Annotated in this window: 10 protein-coding genes; 3 read left to right on the top strand and 7 right to left on the bottom strand. The window is 71.5% G+C overall.

Annotated elements, in window-relative coordinates; genetic code table 11:
* Positions 1 to 267: 267 nt before the first annotated feature.
* The 4 genes from ald to OG223_RS13120 all read right to left on the bottom strand — a co-directional run bounded on the left by ald (position 268) and on the right by OG223_RS13120 (position 6,254).
* On the bottom strand, positions 268 to 1,383 hold the full coding sequence (ald, locus tag OG223_RS13105) for an alanine dehydrogenase (protein ID WP_329265251.1): 1,116 nt from the start codon (positions 1,381 to 1,383) through the stop codon (positions 268 to 270).
* A 142-nt stretch (positions 1,384 to 1,525) separates the two neighbouring features.
* Positions 1,526 to 3,592 (bottom strand): tetratricopeptide repeat protein, encoded by a 2,067-nt coding sequence (locus OG223_RS13110; RefSeq protein ID WP_329246897.1) that lies wholly within the window; start codon positions 3,590 to 3,592, stop codon positions 1,526 to 1,528.
* A gap of 242 nt (positions 3,593 to 3,834) precedes the next feature.
* Positions 3,835 to 4,461 carry an NUDIX hydrolase gene (locus OG223_RS13115; RefSeq protein ID WP_329246899.1) on the bottom strand — a complete coding sequence of 209 codons (627 nt, stop codon included), beginning with the start codon at positions 4,459 to 4,461 and terminating at the stop codon, positions 3,835 to 3,837.
* A 125-nt stretch (positions 4,462 to 4,586) separates the two neighbouring features.
* Positions 4,587 to 6,254: a CTP synthase gene (locus OG223_RS13120; RefSeq protein ID WP_329246903.1), complete on the bottom strand. Its 1,668-nt coding sequence runs from the start codon at positions 6,252 to 6,254 to the stop codon at positions 4,587 to 4,589.
* 514 nt (positions 6,255 to 6,768) lie between these two features.
* Between OG223_RS13120 and OG223_RS13125 the strand changes: the two genes are divergently transcribed.
* Entirely contained in the window at positions 6,769 to 8,571 is a 1,803-nt protein-coding gene (locus OG223_RS13125) for a glycoside hydrolase family 15 protein (protein ID WP_329265253.1), read from the top strand.
* Positions 8,572 to 8,646: 75 nt separating this feature from the next.
* On the opposite strand, the gene OG223_RS13130 is transcribed toward OG223_RS13125, so the two are convergent.
* Entirely contained in the window at positions 8,647 to 11,505 is a 2,859-nt protein-coding gene (locus tag OG223_RS13130; protein WP_329246906.1) for a golvesin C-terminal-like domain-containing protein, read from the bottom strand.
* A 174-nt stretch (positions 11,506 to 11,679) separates the two neighbouring features.
* Between OG223_RS13130 and OG223_RS13135 the strand changes: the two genes are divergently transcribed.
* A complete protein-coding gene (locus OG223_RS13135) occupies positions 11,680 to 13,062 on the top strand; it encodes an FAD-binding oxidoreductase (protein ID WP_329246909.1) in 1,383 nt (460 codons plus the stop codon).
* Between the two features lie 43 nt (positions 13,063 to 13,105).
* Positions 13,106 to 14,752, top strand: coding sequence for a PucR family transcriptional regulator (locus OG223_RS13140; RefSeq protein ID WP_329246911.1), 1,647 nt, complete (start codon positions 13,106 to 13,108; stop codon positions 14,750 to 14,752).
* 9 nt (positions 14,753 to 14,761) lie between these two features.
* Here OG223_RS13140 and OG223_RS13145 read toward each other — a convergent pair whose 3' ends face one another.
* Both OG223_RS13145 and OG223_RS13150 read right to left on the bottom strand, forming a co-directional pair.
* A complete protein-coding gene (locus tag OG223_RS13145) occupies positions 14,762 to 15,901 on the bottom strand; it encodes a glycosyltransferase family 4 protein (protein ID WP_329246914.1) in 1,140 nt (379 codons plus the stop codon).
* Between the two features lie 211 nt (positions 15,902 to 16,112).
* Entirely contained in the window at positions 16,113 to 16,742 is a 630-nt protein-coding gene (locus OG223_RS13150; protein ID WP_329246917.1) for a hypothetical protein, read from the bottom strand.
* Positions 16,743 to 16,757: the final 15 nt, after the last annotated feature.

Here is a 16,757-nt window from a genome sequence, read left to right on the forward strand (position 1 = left end):
TCGCAGCAACACAATCCGCCGGACCCGGCCCGTTGTGTCGGCAATGAAACATCCCTCTGTCAAGGGCGTACGGCAGTCGCACGGCAGGTTTCACCGGTGCACGAATCGGTTCAAGGGTTATGTTCGGCGCGAGTTGACCGAGTGCCGCAAAGTGACCATACACACACTTCCGGCCGGACCTGTCGAGCAAGGTCCGGCCGGGCGTGCGGTGTTGACGACCTGTGTTGACGTATCGCCTTTTGCCGAACGGTGACTTAGTCGACAGAGTCAGCCGAGCAGGGTCTCCAGCTCGACGTGCTCGAGTCCGTGCGCCTCGGCGACCTCGCGGTAAATCACCTTGCCGTCATGGGTGTTGAGGCCCTTGGCGAGAGCAGGATCACGTCGCAGCGCCTCGACCCAGCCGCGGTTGGCGAGCTCCACGATGTACGGCAGCGTCGCGTTGGTGAGCGCGTAGGTCGACGTGTTGGGCACCGCGCCGGGCATGTTGGCGACGCAGTAGAAGACCGAGTTGTGGACCGGGAAGGTCGGCTCGGCGTGAGTGGTCGGACGCGAGTCCTCGAAGCAGCCGCCCTGGTCGATCGCGATGTCGACAAGAACACTTCCGGGCTTCATCCGCGACACGAGTTCGTTGGTGACGAGCTTCGGCGCCTTGGCGCCCGGGATGAGCACCGCGCCGATGACGAGGTCGGCGTCCAGGACGGCCTTCTCCAGCTCGAAGGAGTTGGACATGATCGCCCGGACCTTGGTGCCGAAGACCTTGTCGGCCTCGCGGAGCTTGTTGATGTCGCGGTCGAGCAGCGTGACGTGGAAGCCCATGCCGACGGCGATCTGCGTGGCGTTCCAGCCGGAGACACCGCCGCCGATGACGACGGCCCGCGCGGGCTGCGTGCCGGGGACACCGCCGGGGAGCACCCCGCGGCCGCCGACCGAGCGCATCAGGTGGTAGGCGCCGACCTGCGGGGCGAGACGGCCCGCGACCTCGGACATCGGGGCGAGCAGCGGCAGGGCGCGGCCTGGCAGCTCGACGGTCTCGTAGGCGATCGCGGTGGTGCCGGACTCGACGAGCGCGTCGGTGCACTCCTTGGAGGCGGCCAGGTGCAGGTAGGTGAAGAGCGTCTGGTCCTTGCGGAGGCGGTGGTACTCCTCGGCGATGGGCTCCTTGACCTTGAGCAGCAGGTCGGTGCCGGCCCAGACCTCGTCGGCCGTGGCGAGGATCTGCGCGCCCGCCGAGACGTACTCGTCGTCCGTGATCGAGGAGCCGACGCCGGCGTCGTGCTCGATGAAGACCTGGTGGCCGTGGCGCACCAGCTCGTGCACGCCGGCGGGGGTGATGGCCACCCGGAACTCGTTGTTCTTGACCTCGCGGGGGATGCCGACCTTCACGTCGATCACGGTCCTTGGCTCAGAGGGTGTGGGGCAATACATCTCATACCCGGACATGCATGAGCGCACCGGGAGACCGCAGGAGAAGGTGCGGCAGAGCCAGTTTAATGAAGGTGTTCTCGGTGTCTAGCCTTTCAATGCATCAATCTTCAGCGGATGTACTACGGATTTCGCAGGCGTTAGCGTCATGTTCCAAGGATTCGGGGGCGGGATCGCCCTCCTGGAGCTCCTCGCCCAGCATCCGCTCGGCCGTGCCGCGGTGCAGCGCCGCGGACGCCGGGTCGCCCAGCCGGTCGAGGGTGTCGGCCAGGCGCAACTGCAGTGCCGCCTGCAGCCGTACGTCCTCCGCGCGGCGCGCCCACTCGACGGCCTCGTGACAGGTCAGCAGCGACTCCTCGGGGCGGCCCGCGTACTCCTGGACCCGCGCCAGCTCGCTCAACGCCCGTGCCTGGGCGGGCACATCGCCGTTCTTGCGGTACCCGGCGACGGCCGCCCGCCAGTTCCTCAGCGCCTCGCCGTAGCGGCCCGCGTAGGTGTGCGCGGCGCCGATCCGGCCGTAGAGCCGGGCGGCCTCCGCGCGCTCGTCCCGGGCGAGCCGCTGGGCCAGCGCGCGGCCGAACCAGTCGGCGGCCCGGTCGTAGTCCCCGAGCTCCTGATGCGCGCCGCCTACGGATTCCATCGCGCGGCCGGTCGCATACGGATCGTTCGCTTCGCGTCCGGCGTCCAGCGCGGCCCGGTAGCGGGCCAGCGCCTCGGTCGTACGGCCGGTCTGGGCGTCCAGATCGGCGAGGTTCAGCAGCGCGGCGGCCTTCTCGCGGGGCAGGTCCCGGCGCTCGGCCACGTCGAGGACGAGGCGGTGGATGCCGTAGAGCTCGGGGGCGGCGGCCTGGGTGCCGAAGTGGGCGACCATCGCCCGCACGAGCTGGGACATCAACCGGCGTGCCAGCGTGTCGAGTTCGCCGTCGGCGACCGCGAGGCGGGCGGAGGCCAGCAGGGCGGGCTGCCGGACACGCAGCCAGTCGGCGGCGGCCCGGGGGTTCGGGAAGCGCAGCGAGCTGGGCATGCCGAGGAGTTTCTCGCGGGCCTGGGGGCTGTCCGTCTCGGTGATGGCGCGGCAGGACTGGAGCAGCCGTACGGTCCGCTCCAGCATGCGGGCGCGGGCCAGTTGGAGCTCGGCCGGGCGGTCCTGCGTCTCGGCGAGGGCGTACAGGAGGGGCTGGAGGCAGCCGGGGACCTCGTACTGCGGCAGCGGGGAGTCCAGGGCCCGCAGCAGGCCCGCGGTGACGAAGTCGTCCAGGGTGGTGCGGGCGCCGTTGACCGAGCAGCCGGCCAGCGCGGAGGCGGTCTGGGGGTCGACCAGGCCGGCCGGGGCGAGGGAGAGCAGTCGCAGTATCCGGGCGGCGGGGCTGGGCAGCGAGCCGTAGACGAGCCCGAAGACGCGGCTCAGCGGGGTGCCCTCGTCGCTCTCGGCGTGCAGGTGCTTGGCGAGGTCGGCGACGGCCGCCTGGGGGCGGGCGGCGAGCCAGCCGCCGGCCAGGGTGAGCGCGGCGGGCTGGGTCCGGCACACCTCGACGAGACCCTCGGCGGCGACCGGGTCGACGGTGATGCGGACCGAGCCGGTGTAGCGCGTGAGCAGTTCCAGCGCGGACTTGGTGTCGAGGCCGCCCAGGGTGCAGGGGCGGACGTCGGCGATGCCGGTGAGCGGGCCGCCGGAGACGGCGACGACCAGGCAGTCCGGGGAGTCCGGCAACAGCGCGTCGACCTGCTCGGCGTCGGCCGCGTCGTCGAGCAGGAGCAGCGCCCGCCGGTCGGCGAGGGCGTCGCGCAGACTGTCCGAGAGGTCGTCCTCGGAGGCGCCGGCCCGGGTCGGCAGCTCCAGGGCGGTGAGCAGCTCACGGGCGGTGCGCTCGGTGGGGACGGGGGTGCCGTCGGGCTCGCTCAGGCGGGCCCGGAACACACCGGCGTCGTAACGGTCAGCGACCTGTCGGACGAGTTCCTCGGCGAGTGCGGTGCGGCCGGAGCCGGGCTTGCCGGCGATGAGGAGGACCCGGGCGCGGGGGGCCTTGCGGCCCGCGATGGTGTCCAGGCCCGCGCGCTCGATGTCGGCGCGGAGCTCCTTCAACTCTCTTGCCCGGCCCAGGAATTGACCCTCGGCAGAAGTGTCCTCGGACAGCCTCACGCCGCCGGTGTCCACCGCCTGATCCGTCACGGGCCACACTCCCGTCCCACTGCACGCGCATAGCCCGCCGGGACTCCGGATCGGGTGATTTCAGAGCCTAGTTCACGCTCTGCGACGAACCGTGCGGAGCGCGGCGGGCACATCCCCCGATCGGATCAGCCGATCGTCACACCGGAAGACGTCGAAAGACGCCGAAAGGATGAGGCGAAGGACGAGAGGAGGGACGAGAGGAAGGATGAGGTGTGAGACGACGTGCGGGACGGCGTGTGGGTTCAGGAGTCGAAGGGACGCGCGGGCCACGGCGCGTCGGCGGGGCGCAGTGCCTCGATGCCGTCGCCGTGCCGGGCGGCGACCAGGGCGAGGACGCCGACGGCGAGGCAGTTGTTGTGCAGCTCGCCGGCGAGGACCCCGCGGACCAGGTCGTCGAGGGGCACGCGCGCGTGCTCCATGTCGGCCTCCTCGTCCTCGACCTCGAAGCGCGCTCCGTCGGCCTCGGAGAGATCGCGGGCCAGGAAGATGCGGATGGCCTCGTCGCAGCCGCCGGGCGTGGTGTAGACGTCGGTCAGCACCCGCCAGTCCTCGGCCTTGACGTGCGCCTCCTCGTACAGCTCGCGCTGGGCGGCGTGCAGCGGGTTCTCACCGGGGATGTCGAGCAGTCCGGCCGGGATCTCCCACAGCTTCTGCCGCACGGGGTGGCGGTACTGCCTGATGAGCAGCGCCCGGTCCTGCTCGTCGAGGGCGAGGACGGCCACGGAGCCGGGGTGGACCTGGTAGTCGCGGTGCACGACCGCGCCGCCGGGCATGACCACGTCGTCGGTGCGCACGGAGGTCTTGTTGCCGACGAAGGGGGTCGCGGTCGCCCGGATCTCCCACTCCTCCGGGGTGTCCTTGATCGTCATGCGCTGTCCCTCCACACGTACACGAAACACGTATCCCGAAACACACGTTCACGGACGTCACGTAAAAACGGCCGGGGTGCACACCTCTTGAAGGCGCGCACCCCGGTCACCGTACAACCTTCGTACTACTTGCCCGTCTTGCGTGCCACGGCCGCCTTGACCAGGCCCGCGAAGAGCGGGTGCGGCCGGGTCGGGCGGGAGCGCAGCTCGGGGTGGGCCTGGGTCGCGACGAGGTAGGGGTGGACCTCGCGCGGGTACTCCACGTACTCCACGAGCTTGCCGTCCGGGGACGTGCCGGAGAACTGGAGGCCGGCCTTCTTCTCCAGCTCGGCGCGGTAGGCGTTGTTCACCTCGTAGCGGTGGCGGTGGCGCTCCTCGACGTACTCCTTGCCGTCGTAGACCTCGCGCACGATGGAGCCCTCGGCGAGCTTGGCCGGGTACATGCCCAGGCGCATGGTGCCGCCCATGTCGCCCTCGCCGGCGACGATGTCGAGCTGCTCGGCCATCGTGGAGATGACCGGGTGGCCGGTGGCCGCGTCGAACTCGGTGGAGTTGGCGTCCGCGATGCCGGCGAGGTTGCGCGCGGCCTCGATCACGATGCACTGGAGGCCCAGGCAGAGGCCGAGCAGCGGGATCTTGTGCTCGCGGGCGTACTGGATGGCGCCGACCTTGCCGGACACGCCTCGGTCGCCGAAGCCGCCGGGGATGCAGATCGCGTCCACGTCACCGAGCTGCTTGGCGGCGCCGGCCGGGGTCTTGCAGTCGTCCGAGGTGACCCACTTGATCTTCACCCGGGCCTTGTTGGCGAAGCCGCCGGCGCGCAGCGCCTCGGTGACCGAGAGGTAGGCGTCGGGCAGGTCGATGTACTTGCCGACCAGCGCGAGGTTGATCTCGTACAGCGGGTTGTGGACGCGGTCGAGCAGGTCGTCCCAGGTCGTCCAGTCCACGTCGCGGAACGGGAGGTCCAGCTTGCGGACGACATAGGCGTCCAGGCCCTCGGTGTGGACGGTCTTGGGGATGTCGTAGATCGAGCGGGCGTCGGGGCAGGCGACGACGGCGGCCTCGTCGACGTCGCACATCAGCGAGATCTTGCGCTTGATCGCGGTCGGCACCTCGCGGTCCGACCGGAGCACGATCGCGTCCGGCTGGATACCGATGTTCCTGAGCGCCGCAACCGAGTGCTGGGTCGGCTTCGTCTTCAGCTCTCCCGAGGGGCCGATGTACGGCAGGAGCGAGATGTGGACCACGAACACGTTGTCCCGGCCGACCTCGTGGCGGACCTGGCGGACCGTCTCCAGGAACGGCAGCGACTCGATGTCGCCGACCGTGCCGCCGACCTCGGTGATGACGACGTCGACCTCGTCGGTCGCCATACGCCGGATGCGGTGCTTGATCTCGTTGGTGATGTGCGGGATGACCTGCACGGTGTCGCCCAGGTACTCGCCGCGCCGCTCCTTGGCGATCACCGTCGAGTAGACCTGGCCTGTAGTGACATTGGCACTGCCGTCCAAGTCGCGGTCCAGGAAGCGCTCGTAGTGTCCGATGTCGAGGTCGGTCTCGGCGCCGTCGTTGGTGACGAACACCTCACCGTGCTGGAAGGGGTTCATCGTGCCGGGATCGACGTTCAGATACGGGTCGAGCTTCTGCATCACGACGCGCAGGCCCCGCGCCTTGAGGAGCATGCCGAGGCTGGAGGCGGTGAGGCCCTTGCCGAGTGAGGAGGCGACACCCCCGGTGACGAAGATGTGCTTGGTCGTCGTGGTGTTGCTGTTTCGGAAAGCAGCGGGCGGCATGGCCAAGAGGGGGCTCCCGTGGTCGCGGTCTGGGGTGCGGTGCGGCTGCCCGCCCGGTGAACCCGGGTTTTTCTGGAGGAGCCGTCGCTGCGGTTCGGGGGTTTCCTGCCCACCGGTCCACGGGCTACCAGGGTATCAGCGCCCGGAGGAGATGGCTTCCGGCCACGCTCCGCGCTCACCTCGACACACACGCGGCTCACGTCGACCCGGACGCGCCCTGGTTACCTGCTTCTCACCCGTTGCTCACCCGTTCGGCCCAGGTCCGTTGGCGAGAGCGGCACACAGATCATCTACGTGCGTCGTATCCTGCTCGGACACTCGCTGCCGAGCCGGTCCGGAACACGGCACCACCCCCGCCCGTACAACCCGGAACAACGAGAGCTCGTCAGTTCGTTGAGCGACGACCCCCATTTGCTTCATGGCTCAACGACGCACTACAAACGATCCCTTGACCGCACACAGCGACCGCCCCGTTTTTCCCTGGGGCGACGTGGCCGTTCGACTGGAGTTGCACGTGGCCGGGCGCATCGAAGATTACGCACTCATCGGAGACATGCAGACCGCTGCCCTGGTCTGCCGGGACGGCACGGTGGACTGGCTCTGCCTGCCCCGATTCGACTCCCATGCCATCTTCGCCGGTCTGCTGGGCACCGAGGAACACGGCTTCTGGCGGCTGGGCCCGGCCCACGCCGCCGACGCGCCGCCGCCCACCGCGGTCCGGCGCGGCTACCGCGGTGACTCGCTGATCCTGGAGTCCGAGTGGGACACCCCGCGAGGCACGGTCCGCGTGACCGATTTCATGCCCCCTCGCGACGGCGCCCCCCAGTTGATCCGCATCGTGGAGGGCATCTCCGGCCGCGTCCCGATGCGCTCGGCCCTCCGGATGCGTTTCTCCTACGGCCGGGTCGTCCCCTGGGTGCACAAGCACGAGGGCCGCACGGTGGCCGTCGCGGGCCCCGACTCTGTGTGGTTCGACACCTCGGCGGAGACCTACGGCAAGCAGCTCACGACCTACGCGGACTTCACGGTCGCGCCGGGTGACCGCATCGCGTTCACGATCTCGTGGGAGCCCTCGCACAAGCAGCCCCCGGCCCTCCCGGAGCCGGAGCAGTCCCTGGTGGCGACCGAGGAGTTCTGGCGCGACTGGGTCGACCAGTGCACGTACCACGGCCCCTACCGCGAGGCCGTGGTCCGCTCCCTGATCACGCTCAAGGCCCTCACGTACGCCCCGACCGGCGGCATCGTCGCCGCGCCCACCACCTCCCTCCCGGAGGAGATCGGCGGCGTCCGCAACTGGGACTACCGCTACACCTGGCTCCGCGACGCGGCCATCACCCTCTCCTCGCTCCTGCGCACCGGCTACCGCGAGGAGGCCCGCGCCTGGCGCGAGTGGCTCCTGCGCGCGGTGGCCGGCGACCCGGAGAACCTGCAGATCATGTACGGCATCGCCGGCGAGCGCGAGCTCGGGGAGGCGGAGCTGGACTGGCTGCCGGGCTACGAGAACTCGGGCCCGGTCCGGGTCGGCAACGGCGCGGCCCACCAGCTCCAGCTCGACGTCTACGGCGAGGTCACCGAGGCCCTGCACCTGGCCCACATGACGGGCCTGGCCCGCAACGACTACGCCTCCCTGCTCCAACTGAAGCTGATCCGCTACCTGGAGAAGCACTGGGACGAGCCCGACGAGGGCATCTGGGAGGTGCGCGGCCCGCGCCGCCACTTCGTGCACTCGAAGGTGATGGCCTGGGTCGCGGTCGACCGCACGATCAAGCTGATCGAGTCGGGCGACGCGGACGGCCCCCTGGAGAAGTGGCGCGAACTGCGCGACGACATCCACCGGGACGTGTGCGAGCGCGGCTACGACAAGGAGCGCAACACCTTCACGCAGTCGTACGGCTCGAAGGAGCTGGACGCCTCGCTGCTGCTGATCCCGCAGATGGGCTTCCTGCCCCCGGACGACAAGCGTGTGATCGGCACGATCGAGGCGATCCAGCGCGAGCTGTCCACGCCGGACGGCTTCATCCTGCGCTACCCGACCTCGGGCACCGACGAGGGCGTGGACGGTCTCCCCGGTGACGAGGGCGCGTTCCTGGCCTGCTCGTTCTGGATGGCCGACGACCTCGCGATGATCGGCCGCGTGGACGAGGCCCGCAAGCTCTTCGAGAAGCTCCTGTCGCTCCGCAACGACCTGGGCCTCCTCGCCGAGGAGTGGGACCCGCGCCTGCAGCGCCAGGTCGGCAACTTCCCGCAGGCCTTCAGCCACGTCCCGCTGATCGACACGGCGCTGCGGCTGACGGCTTCGGGGGCCTACGGCGGCTGAGCGCGTCGGCGTAGGCGAAACGGGCCCGCCGGATCGGAAGACGATCCGGCGGGCCCGCCGCGTACTGGTCCTGGCCTACCCGATGAAGCGGACCGCGTCGGCCACGACGTATCCGTTGGCGTCGTCGGAGAGTTCCACGACGGCCGGGGTCCCGGCCGTGAACGGGAAGCTGCCCAACGACACCCACCGGTTGCCGCGTTCGGTCTGGTCGACGCGGACGACGGTGGAGCCGCCCGGGTATCTCACGGTGTAGGCGGCGTCGGTCGCCCGGTTGGTGTCGGCCGTGTACCAGACGGCCACGTCGTACACCCCGCTCGCCGGGACGTCGGACTGCCAGCGCACGACCGAGGTCCCGGTGCCCGCCGCGTGGGTGCGGTAGCTCGTCCCCCAGTAGCCCTTGACGGTCGATGCCGGGTTCCAGGTGCCGGAGACCACGCTGTAGGTGCCGGGGTCGTCGTTGTCGGCGACCAGGCCCTGGGCCGTGATCCGCACGGCGTCGGCCACGACGTATCCGTTCGCGTCGTCCGAGAGTTGGACGACGGCCTTGCTTCCGGCGGTGAACGCGTACTTGCCCAGGGAGATCCAACGGCCGCCGTCCACCTGCTGGTTGACGCGCACCAGCGTGGAGCCGTCGGCATCCGTGACGGTGTAGGGCGCGTTGTCCGCGCGGTTGGCGTTGTCGGTGTACCAGACGGACACGTCGTAGGTCCCGGTCGTCGGCACGTCGGTCTGCCAGCGCACGGCCGAAGTGCCGGTGCCCGCCGCGTGGGTGAGGTAGTTCGCCCCCTGGTACCCGGTGACCGCGGTCCCGGCGTTCCAGGTGCCGGAGACCGTGCTGAAGCCGGACGAGCCGTTGTCGGTGACGGCACCCCGGTAGGACAGCCGGACGGCGTCGGCGACGACCGTGCCGTCGGCGTTGTCCGACAGGGTCACCGTGCCGTCGCCGCCACCGGTGAACGCGAACTCGCCGAGCCGTACCCAACGCCCGCCGCCGGACGCCTCGTTGACCGTCACCGCGGTCCGGCCGTCGGCGTGGTCGATCACGTAGGAGGCGTTGGACGCCTGGCCCGAGGCCGACTTGAACCAGGCGGCGACCTCGTACACGCCGTTCATCGGCACATCGGGCCGGAACTCCACACTGGCGGTGCCGGTTCCGGCGGCGTGCGTGTCATGGCTGTTGCCGTAGGCGCCGCTGAGCGAGTTCACGTCGGCCCAGGTGCCGGAGAGGGTGTCGAAGCCCGGGATGAAGTCGTTGTCCGACACCGTGTCCGGCACATCGGCGGGCTCTCCGCCCGAGACGAGGGTCAACTGGTCGGGGGCGACGGCCTTTCCGCCGGCCCGACCGACGGCGGCCAGAGTGAAGCGGACGGTGTGCTGCCCGGCGGCCAGGGTCATCGATCCCAACGGGTAGACCTGGTAGCCGTCGATGTCGTAGGTGTCGGAGCCGGATGTCAGCGTCGGGTCGAACAGGCCCTGGCTCAGCGCTGTGCCGTCGATGCTCGCGCGTATCCGCCCCTGGCCGACGCTGCGATGGAAGCGCGCGGAGACCTGGTAGTCGCCCGCCTGCGTGACGTCGAAGGGGACGTCGATGTAGTTGCCGACGGCGGACGCCCCGTAGCGCAGGGCCTTGCCGCCCCCGGCGTTGGCGTCGTCGAGGATCGGTACGGCGGCGCCGGTGTCGGTGCGGGCGGCCGAGGTGGCCATCTCGTACGTCTGCCGGGTGAACCCGGGGCCGGTGGCGAGGCTGTCCCGGCCCTTGGTCAGCCACGCGAGGTCGAAGCGGGCGACGGCGATGCGCTCGGGGTAGTTGGCCACGGTGCCGTCACGGCCGTAGACCAGCAGGATCGTGCCGTCGGACAGACGGGCCAGGTCGGAGTAGTAGGACGGGCCCGGGTCGACCACGCGGCTGTAGCGGAAGCTCGCTCCGTCGTCGTAGGAGATCGAGACGGTCATGTTCTCCCGGGCGGAGGAGTCCGGGCGGGAGAAGAGGAGTCGGTCGACCGTGCCGGTGGTGTAGGTGAGCAGGCCCGCGTCGACCGAGTTGAAGGTGCCGGTCGCGCCGTCGATCGCCGGTGCGGACCAGGTCAGTCCGCCGTCGGTGCTGGTCGAGGTGATGCGGTAGCGGGTGCCACCCGAGCCCCAGCGGCCGTTGAGGACGACAGATCCGTCGGAGCGTTCGTAGACGCGGCTCTCGTTGACGGGATAGGTGGCGTCCATGAGCGGGGAGCCTCGGTGCCAGGTGGCGCCGTGGTCGTCGCTGTACAGCATGTCCATGCCGTAGTTGGCGTCCGTGGCGGTGCCGGCGGCGCGGTGCATGACGGGCATCAGGAGGCGACCGCTGCTGAGCTGTATGCCGTGGCCCGGGATCGGGGCGTCGCGCGTCCAGCCGTACGGGTTCGTGGCGAACAGCGGGGTCAGGTCCTCGGTGGCCGACCAGGTGGCCCCGGCGTCGTCGCTGTGCTTGACGTAGATGTTCGAGCCGTCGCCCTTGTAGAAGAGGGAGACCCGGCCGGTCTGCCGGTCCACCACCGGCGTCGGGTCGCCCCAGCTCTGCACCGCGTCCTGCGGGACCACGACGGTGCCGGCGGACCAGGTGACGCCCGCGTCCGTGCTGCGGCGGACGAGCAGGTCCTTCGGTCCGCCGTCCCCCAGGACGAAGCGGCCCTCGGTGAACGTGAGCACCACATCGGCGGGCAGGGCCGCGCCTCCGGCGGGCGGCACGATTCCCTGGGGGATCACCCCGAGGCCCTGCACGTGGAAGCTCGCGTAGGCGTCGCTGTCGGTCGAGTCCCACAGCTCGGACTCGGAGAACGAGCCGGCTGCGGTGGCACCCGCCGCGTGCGCCCGGCCCGTCGTCGTCACCAGGGCCAGCAGCGTCAGCAAGGCGAGCAGACACACCGGGAGCGGCGTTCTTCGGAATGTCCGACGTGGCATCACATTCCCCCCTCTATATGAAATTCCCGTGATCGCCGGCCAACACTATGACCTTCGAAACCGGGCTGTCAGTGCCATGTCAGGGACGGCCGGGTGAACCCACAGCGCGACTGCCGGGCCGAGCACGCCTACGCTGGAACCACCACATTTGCCCCTTTCCGGAAGGGGACGGCCATGGCTTCCCTCTCGACGGCGGGCGCGGCCCTTGTCGCGTTGCGCGAGGATCTGGTCGGCGACGTGTTCGCCCCGGGGGATCAGGGGTACGACGACGCCCGTGTCGTCTTCAACGCGATGATCGACCGGCGTCCCGCCGTGATCGCCCAGTGCGTGGACGAGGCCGACGTCGTACGGGCCGTGCGCTTCGGACGCGAGCTGGACCTGCCGATCGCGGTGCGCGGCGGCGGCCACAGCGTCGCGGGCATGGCGCTGGGCGACGGGGCGCTCGTCGTGGACCTGCGCCATATGCGCGAGGTGACCGTGCACCCGGCGGCCCGGGCGGTACGGATCGCCGGCGGGGCCACCATGAGCGACCTGGACGGCCCGACCCAGGAACACGGTCTCGCCACCACCGGCGGCCGGGTCTCCACGACCGGGGCCGGCGGCTTCGTCCTGGGCGGCGGCACCGGCTGGCTGGACCGCGCTTTCGGGCTCGCCGTCGACAACCTGCTCGGCGTCGAGCTGGTGACCGCCGACGCGCGAGTGGTGCACGCGAGCGCCGAGGAGAACCCGGAACTGTTCTGGGCCCTGCACGGCGGCGGCGGAAACTTCGGCATCGCCACCGCGCTCACCCTGCGCCTGCACGAACTGCCCGAGTTCTCCATCGCCATGGTGATGTACGAGCCCGAGCACGGCCCCGACGTCGTCCGCACCTACCGCGAGATCATCGAGACCGGCCCGCAGGAGGCGAGCGGCGGCGTCATCTATCTGACCGGCCCGCCCGAGGAGTTCGTCCCCGAGCACCTGGTCGGCAAGCGCCTGTGCGGCGCCCTCATCACCTACGCCGGTGCCGAGGAGGACATGCGCAAGCTCGCCCAGCCGCTGCTGGCCCTGCCGCACGAGATCGAGATCGTCACCGCGCTGCCCTACGCCCGGTTCCAGACGATGTTCGACGACCCGCCGAACCTGCGGAACTACTGGTCGGCCGAGTATCTGACGGGCGCGCCCGACGAGTTCACGGACGTCTTCTGCGCCCTCGGCGAGAGCATGCCGGTCCCCACGGGCACCCAGCACGTGCTGTTCCCGCAGGGCGGCGCCATCGCGTCCGGCCCCGCCGGGTTCCCGCTGCCGTTCCGGAACGCACCCTGGGCCGTGCACCCCTTCGGCATCTGGGAGGACCCGGCCGACGACGAACGCTGCATCGCCTGGGTCAAGGACGTCCGCGCCCGGGTCCAGCCCTGGAGCACCGGCGCGGCCTACCTCAACTTCATCGGCGACGAGGGCACGGACCGCGTGACGGCGGGCCTGGGCGCCGAGAACACCCGGCGGCTCGCGGCGGTGAAGCGGGAGTACGACCCCGACAACGTTTTCCGCTTCAACCACAACATCGCGCCGGCCTAGACCGAGATGTGCTCAGGCCATCCGCGCAGGTAGCGTCCGCCTCATGGACAGCCGTACGGACAGCACATTCGACAGCCAGGGCGCCGGCATCACCGTTCAGCGGGCGCTGGAGCTGCCCGGGCTGCGCAGCGGGCTGCCGGAGATCCTGGCGGGCGCCGACCGGCTGCAACGGACCGTGCGGTGGGTGCACGCGGGCGAGGTCCCGAACATCGCCTCCCTCCTCAAGGGCGGCGAACTGCTCCTGACCACGGGCTACGGCCTCGGCACGCGCCCGGCGGAGCAGCGCGCGTTCGTCCGCACCCTGGCCGAGCGCGGCATCGCGGCCCTGGTCGTCGAACTCGGCCCGCGCTTCACCCGGCTCCCCGCCACCCTCGTCGAGACGGCCCGGGCGACCGGCCTCCCCCTCGTCCAGTTGCACCGCGAGGTGCCGTTCGTGGCGGTCACCGAGGAGATCCACACCGAGATCGTCAACGGCCACTACGCGCTGCTCCAGCAGGCCGAGGAGGTCCACCGCCGCTGCACGGAGGCTCTGCTCGGCGGCGGTGGCATCCCCCAAGTCCTGGGCATCCTGGCCGACTTCAGCGGCAACCCGGTGTTCCTGGAGACCCCGGACGGCCAACTCCTCTACGCGGCGGGGTCCGGCCCCGAGGGCGCCGACCCGCTCCAGGTGTGGGAGGGGCTGCGCGGCCCGCACAAGGAGGCCTCGCCGTCCGCCGGTTCGGTGGTGGTGGACGTGCCCGGCGGCGGTCCCGGCACGGGTTCGGTGCGGGCGCGGATCGTCCTCCTCCCGGTCCGCGGTCCCCTCGCCCCCGTGCACCGCATCGCCGCCGAACGGGCCGCCGGCATCCTCGCCGTGGTCCTGATGCAGGCCCGCCAGGAGGAGGAGCTGGCGGCCCGCGGACGTGGCGACTTCCTCACCGACCTCGCCGAGGGCCGTATCGCCGCCGAGGACGCCCCGGCGCAGGCCCGCGTGCTGGGCTTCAAGCCCGGCACCAGCCCGCTGCTGCCGGTGGTGATGCGGCTGGGCGACGCGCTGGCCTCCCCCGGCGGCGGCTGGGCGGTCCTGGCCCGCGCGGTCGCCGAGGAGCTGGCCTCGGTGGGTGTCCCGGTCCTGCTGGGCGTACGACCGGTCGAGGGCCGGGTCCCGCTGCTGCTCGGGCTGCGCTCGGAGTCGGAGCGGTCGGCCGTCGCGGACCGGGTCGCGGCGGCGCTGCGGGCGGGCGTGGAGCGGGCCGGGATGCAGCGGCCGGGCGCGCAGCCGCCGATCGTGGTCGTCGGGGTGGCCGGCGGCTGGGCGGCGGCGTCGGCGGGACTGCGGCACGCGGCCGAGACGGCGACGGCGGCCCAGGGCCTGTCCGACCGCCCCTGGTACGACGCCCGGCGCCTGGACATCGAGCTGCTGCTGTGGCGGCTGCGCGACCATCCCGACCTCGCGGCGTTCGTGGACCGCGCGATCGGCCCGCTCCGCGACCACGACAACCGCTCGAAACCGCCCCTGCTGCCCACGCTGGAAACGTACTTGGCGCACGCGGGCCGCAAGGCGGAGACGGCCCGCGAACTGCATCTCAACCGGCAGACCCTCTACAACCGGCTCGCCCGGATCGGGGAGTTGCTCGGCACGGACCTCGAAGACCCGCAGACGGTACTGGCGTTGAGCCTGGCGCTGCGGGCCCGCAGGCTCGTGCCGTAGCGGTCCCGCTCAGGTCAGCGGCAGGGGCTGGGTCAACTCGTCGTAGACGCTCAGCACTTGGGCGACGGTCTCGTCCTCGGTGGGCCAGGTGGCGGCCTGCCGGGCGCCCTTCTCCCGCAGCAGTTCCCGGCGTTCGGGGTCACGGAGCAGTCCGGTGACGGCGTCGGCGAGGGCCTTCGCGTCGCCGTAGGGCACGAGTGCGGCGGCGTCGCCGACGAGTTCGGGGATGCCGCCGACCGCGGTCGCGACGAGCGGCACACGGGCGTGGAGGGCCTCCTGGGCGATCACCGAGCGGGACTCCCAACTGCTGGGCAGGAGTGCGAGATCGGCGGCGGCGAGGAGTTCGCCGACATCGTCGCGCCGGCCGATGAGCCGGACCGGCAGCTCCTCGTCGTCGATCCGCCGCTGCAACTCGCCCCGCAGCGGCCCCTCTCCCGCGATCACGAGCAGCGGCGCCGGGTCGAGGCGACACCAGCCGCGTGAGGCGTCCAGGAGTGTGTCGTAGCCCCGCTGCCGGTCGAGCGAGCCGACGGCGATGAGCAACGGGCGGTCGGTGGCGCCGAGTTCGGCCCGGAGCTTGGGGCTCAGCCGGTCGGGGTCCTCGTGGTCCACGGCGGCGCGGCGCGGCCCCGGCAGGGCGACGGCGGCGAGCCGGGCGTCCCGGGCGCCCGTCCGCCGCGCCCGGTCGACCAGATCGGACGTCGCCCCGAGGACGACGACGGCGGCCTTCACGACCCGCCGCTCCAGCAGCCGCAGCAGGTGGGCCCGCGCGCCTTCCGCATGGGCGCGGTTGTGCCACGTCACGACGAGCGGGGTGCGGCGGCCGCTGAGCGCGAGGACGGCGCGGAAGGAGGCGTGCAGCCCGTGCGCGTGCACCAGGTCGGCGTCCGCGCAGGCGGCCCGCAGCGCCGCCACGGACGCGGGGTCGCTGCTGCGCGGCACGTGCACGTGTTCGGCGCCGGCGCCCGTGAAGTCGTAGGTGTGATCGGCCTCGGTGGGGGCGCACACCGTCACCCGCACGCCCCGTGCGACGAGCCCGGAGGCCAGGGAGCGCACATGTGCGCTGCTGGCGGCGTCGCCTCCGCCGAGCACCTGCACGGTGCGCAGCGGCGACTGGCCGTGCGGTGAGTGGCTGCTCACGGGGGTCACGTGGCCGGGGCTCCTGGTTCGGCGACGGGCGGTCACGAAGAAAGTACAGAAGGATCGGGCGGAGGGGGTGTACCGCACGCTTCCTACGCGTTCCGTCTCAAGGATGCCAGCACGTACGGGTGTTCCGACAACGCCGCAGGGGGTGGGGGCCGTGCGGGAGGGCAACACGGGCGGGGCATGTCACCCGTACGAGTGAAGGCGTACGCCTCCTTCACACCGAGCGTGCGAACTCGCTCACCTGGTCGCCGTACACGGCCGCGGCGATCACTGCGGCGGCGTGCGCCACCAGCCCGGCCCGCCCTCCCCCACTCTCGGCTTCGCTCGAGCGGGGGGACCCCCATCCCGCGACGACAGCCGCACCCAGCACCGCACCTAGGGCGTGCGCCCCCGCGTCGCCCAGCATCGTCCGCTCCCCGAGGTCGTCCGGGAGGACGGCACCGGCGGCCCGGCCGGGGCGTAGGTCCACGAGGTTGACGAAGTGGGCCGCACCGGCGATCACCACACCCGCGAGCACCTTGTCGACAGGCCGCTCCTTGAGCAGCGCCCCGGCGACCAGCCCCGCCGCCGAGACACCGAACAACTTGACTGCCCCGCTGGTGACTTCACCCTCCCGGAGGGCGGAGAGATGCGCCCGGAAACCCCGCCGTGGATCACCCGCGCCGGCCACGTCGTCGTACCCGCCGCACGCCCCCGCCACCAGGACCGCGAACCCGGCGGCCGGGCGAACTCGCGCGGCGGCGAGGGCAGTTCCGGCGACGACGGCCGGGGCCGCGTACAGGTCGACGGTCCGGCCGGCGTGGTTCTCCCGCTCCCACCCGCCCCCAAGTCCCTTGCCGCGCAAGGCGACCAGGGTCGT

Origin of the sequence: Streptomyces sp. NBC_01478, from assembly GCF_036227225.1 — a bacterium.
Lineage (GTDB): Bacteria > Actinomycetota > Actinomycetes > Streptomycetales > Streptomycetaceae > Streptomyces.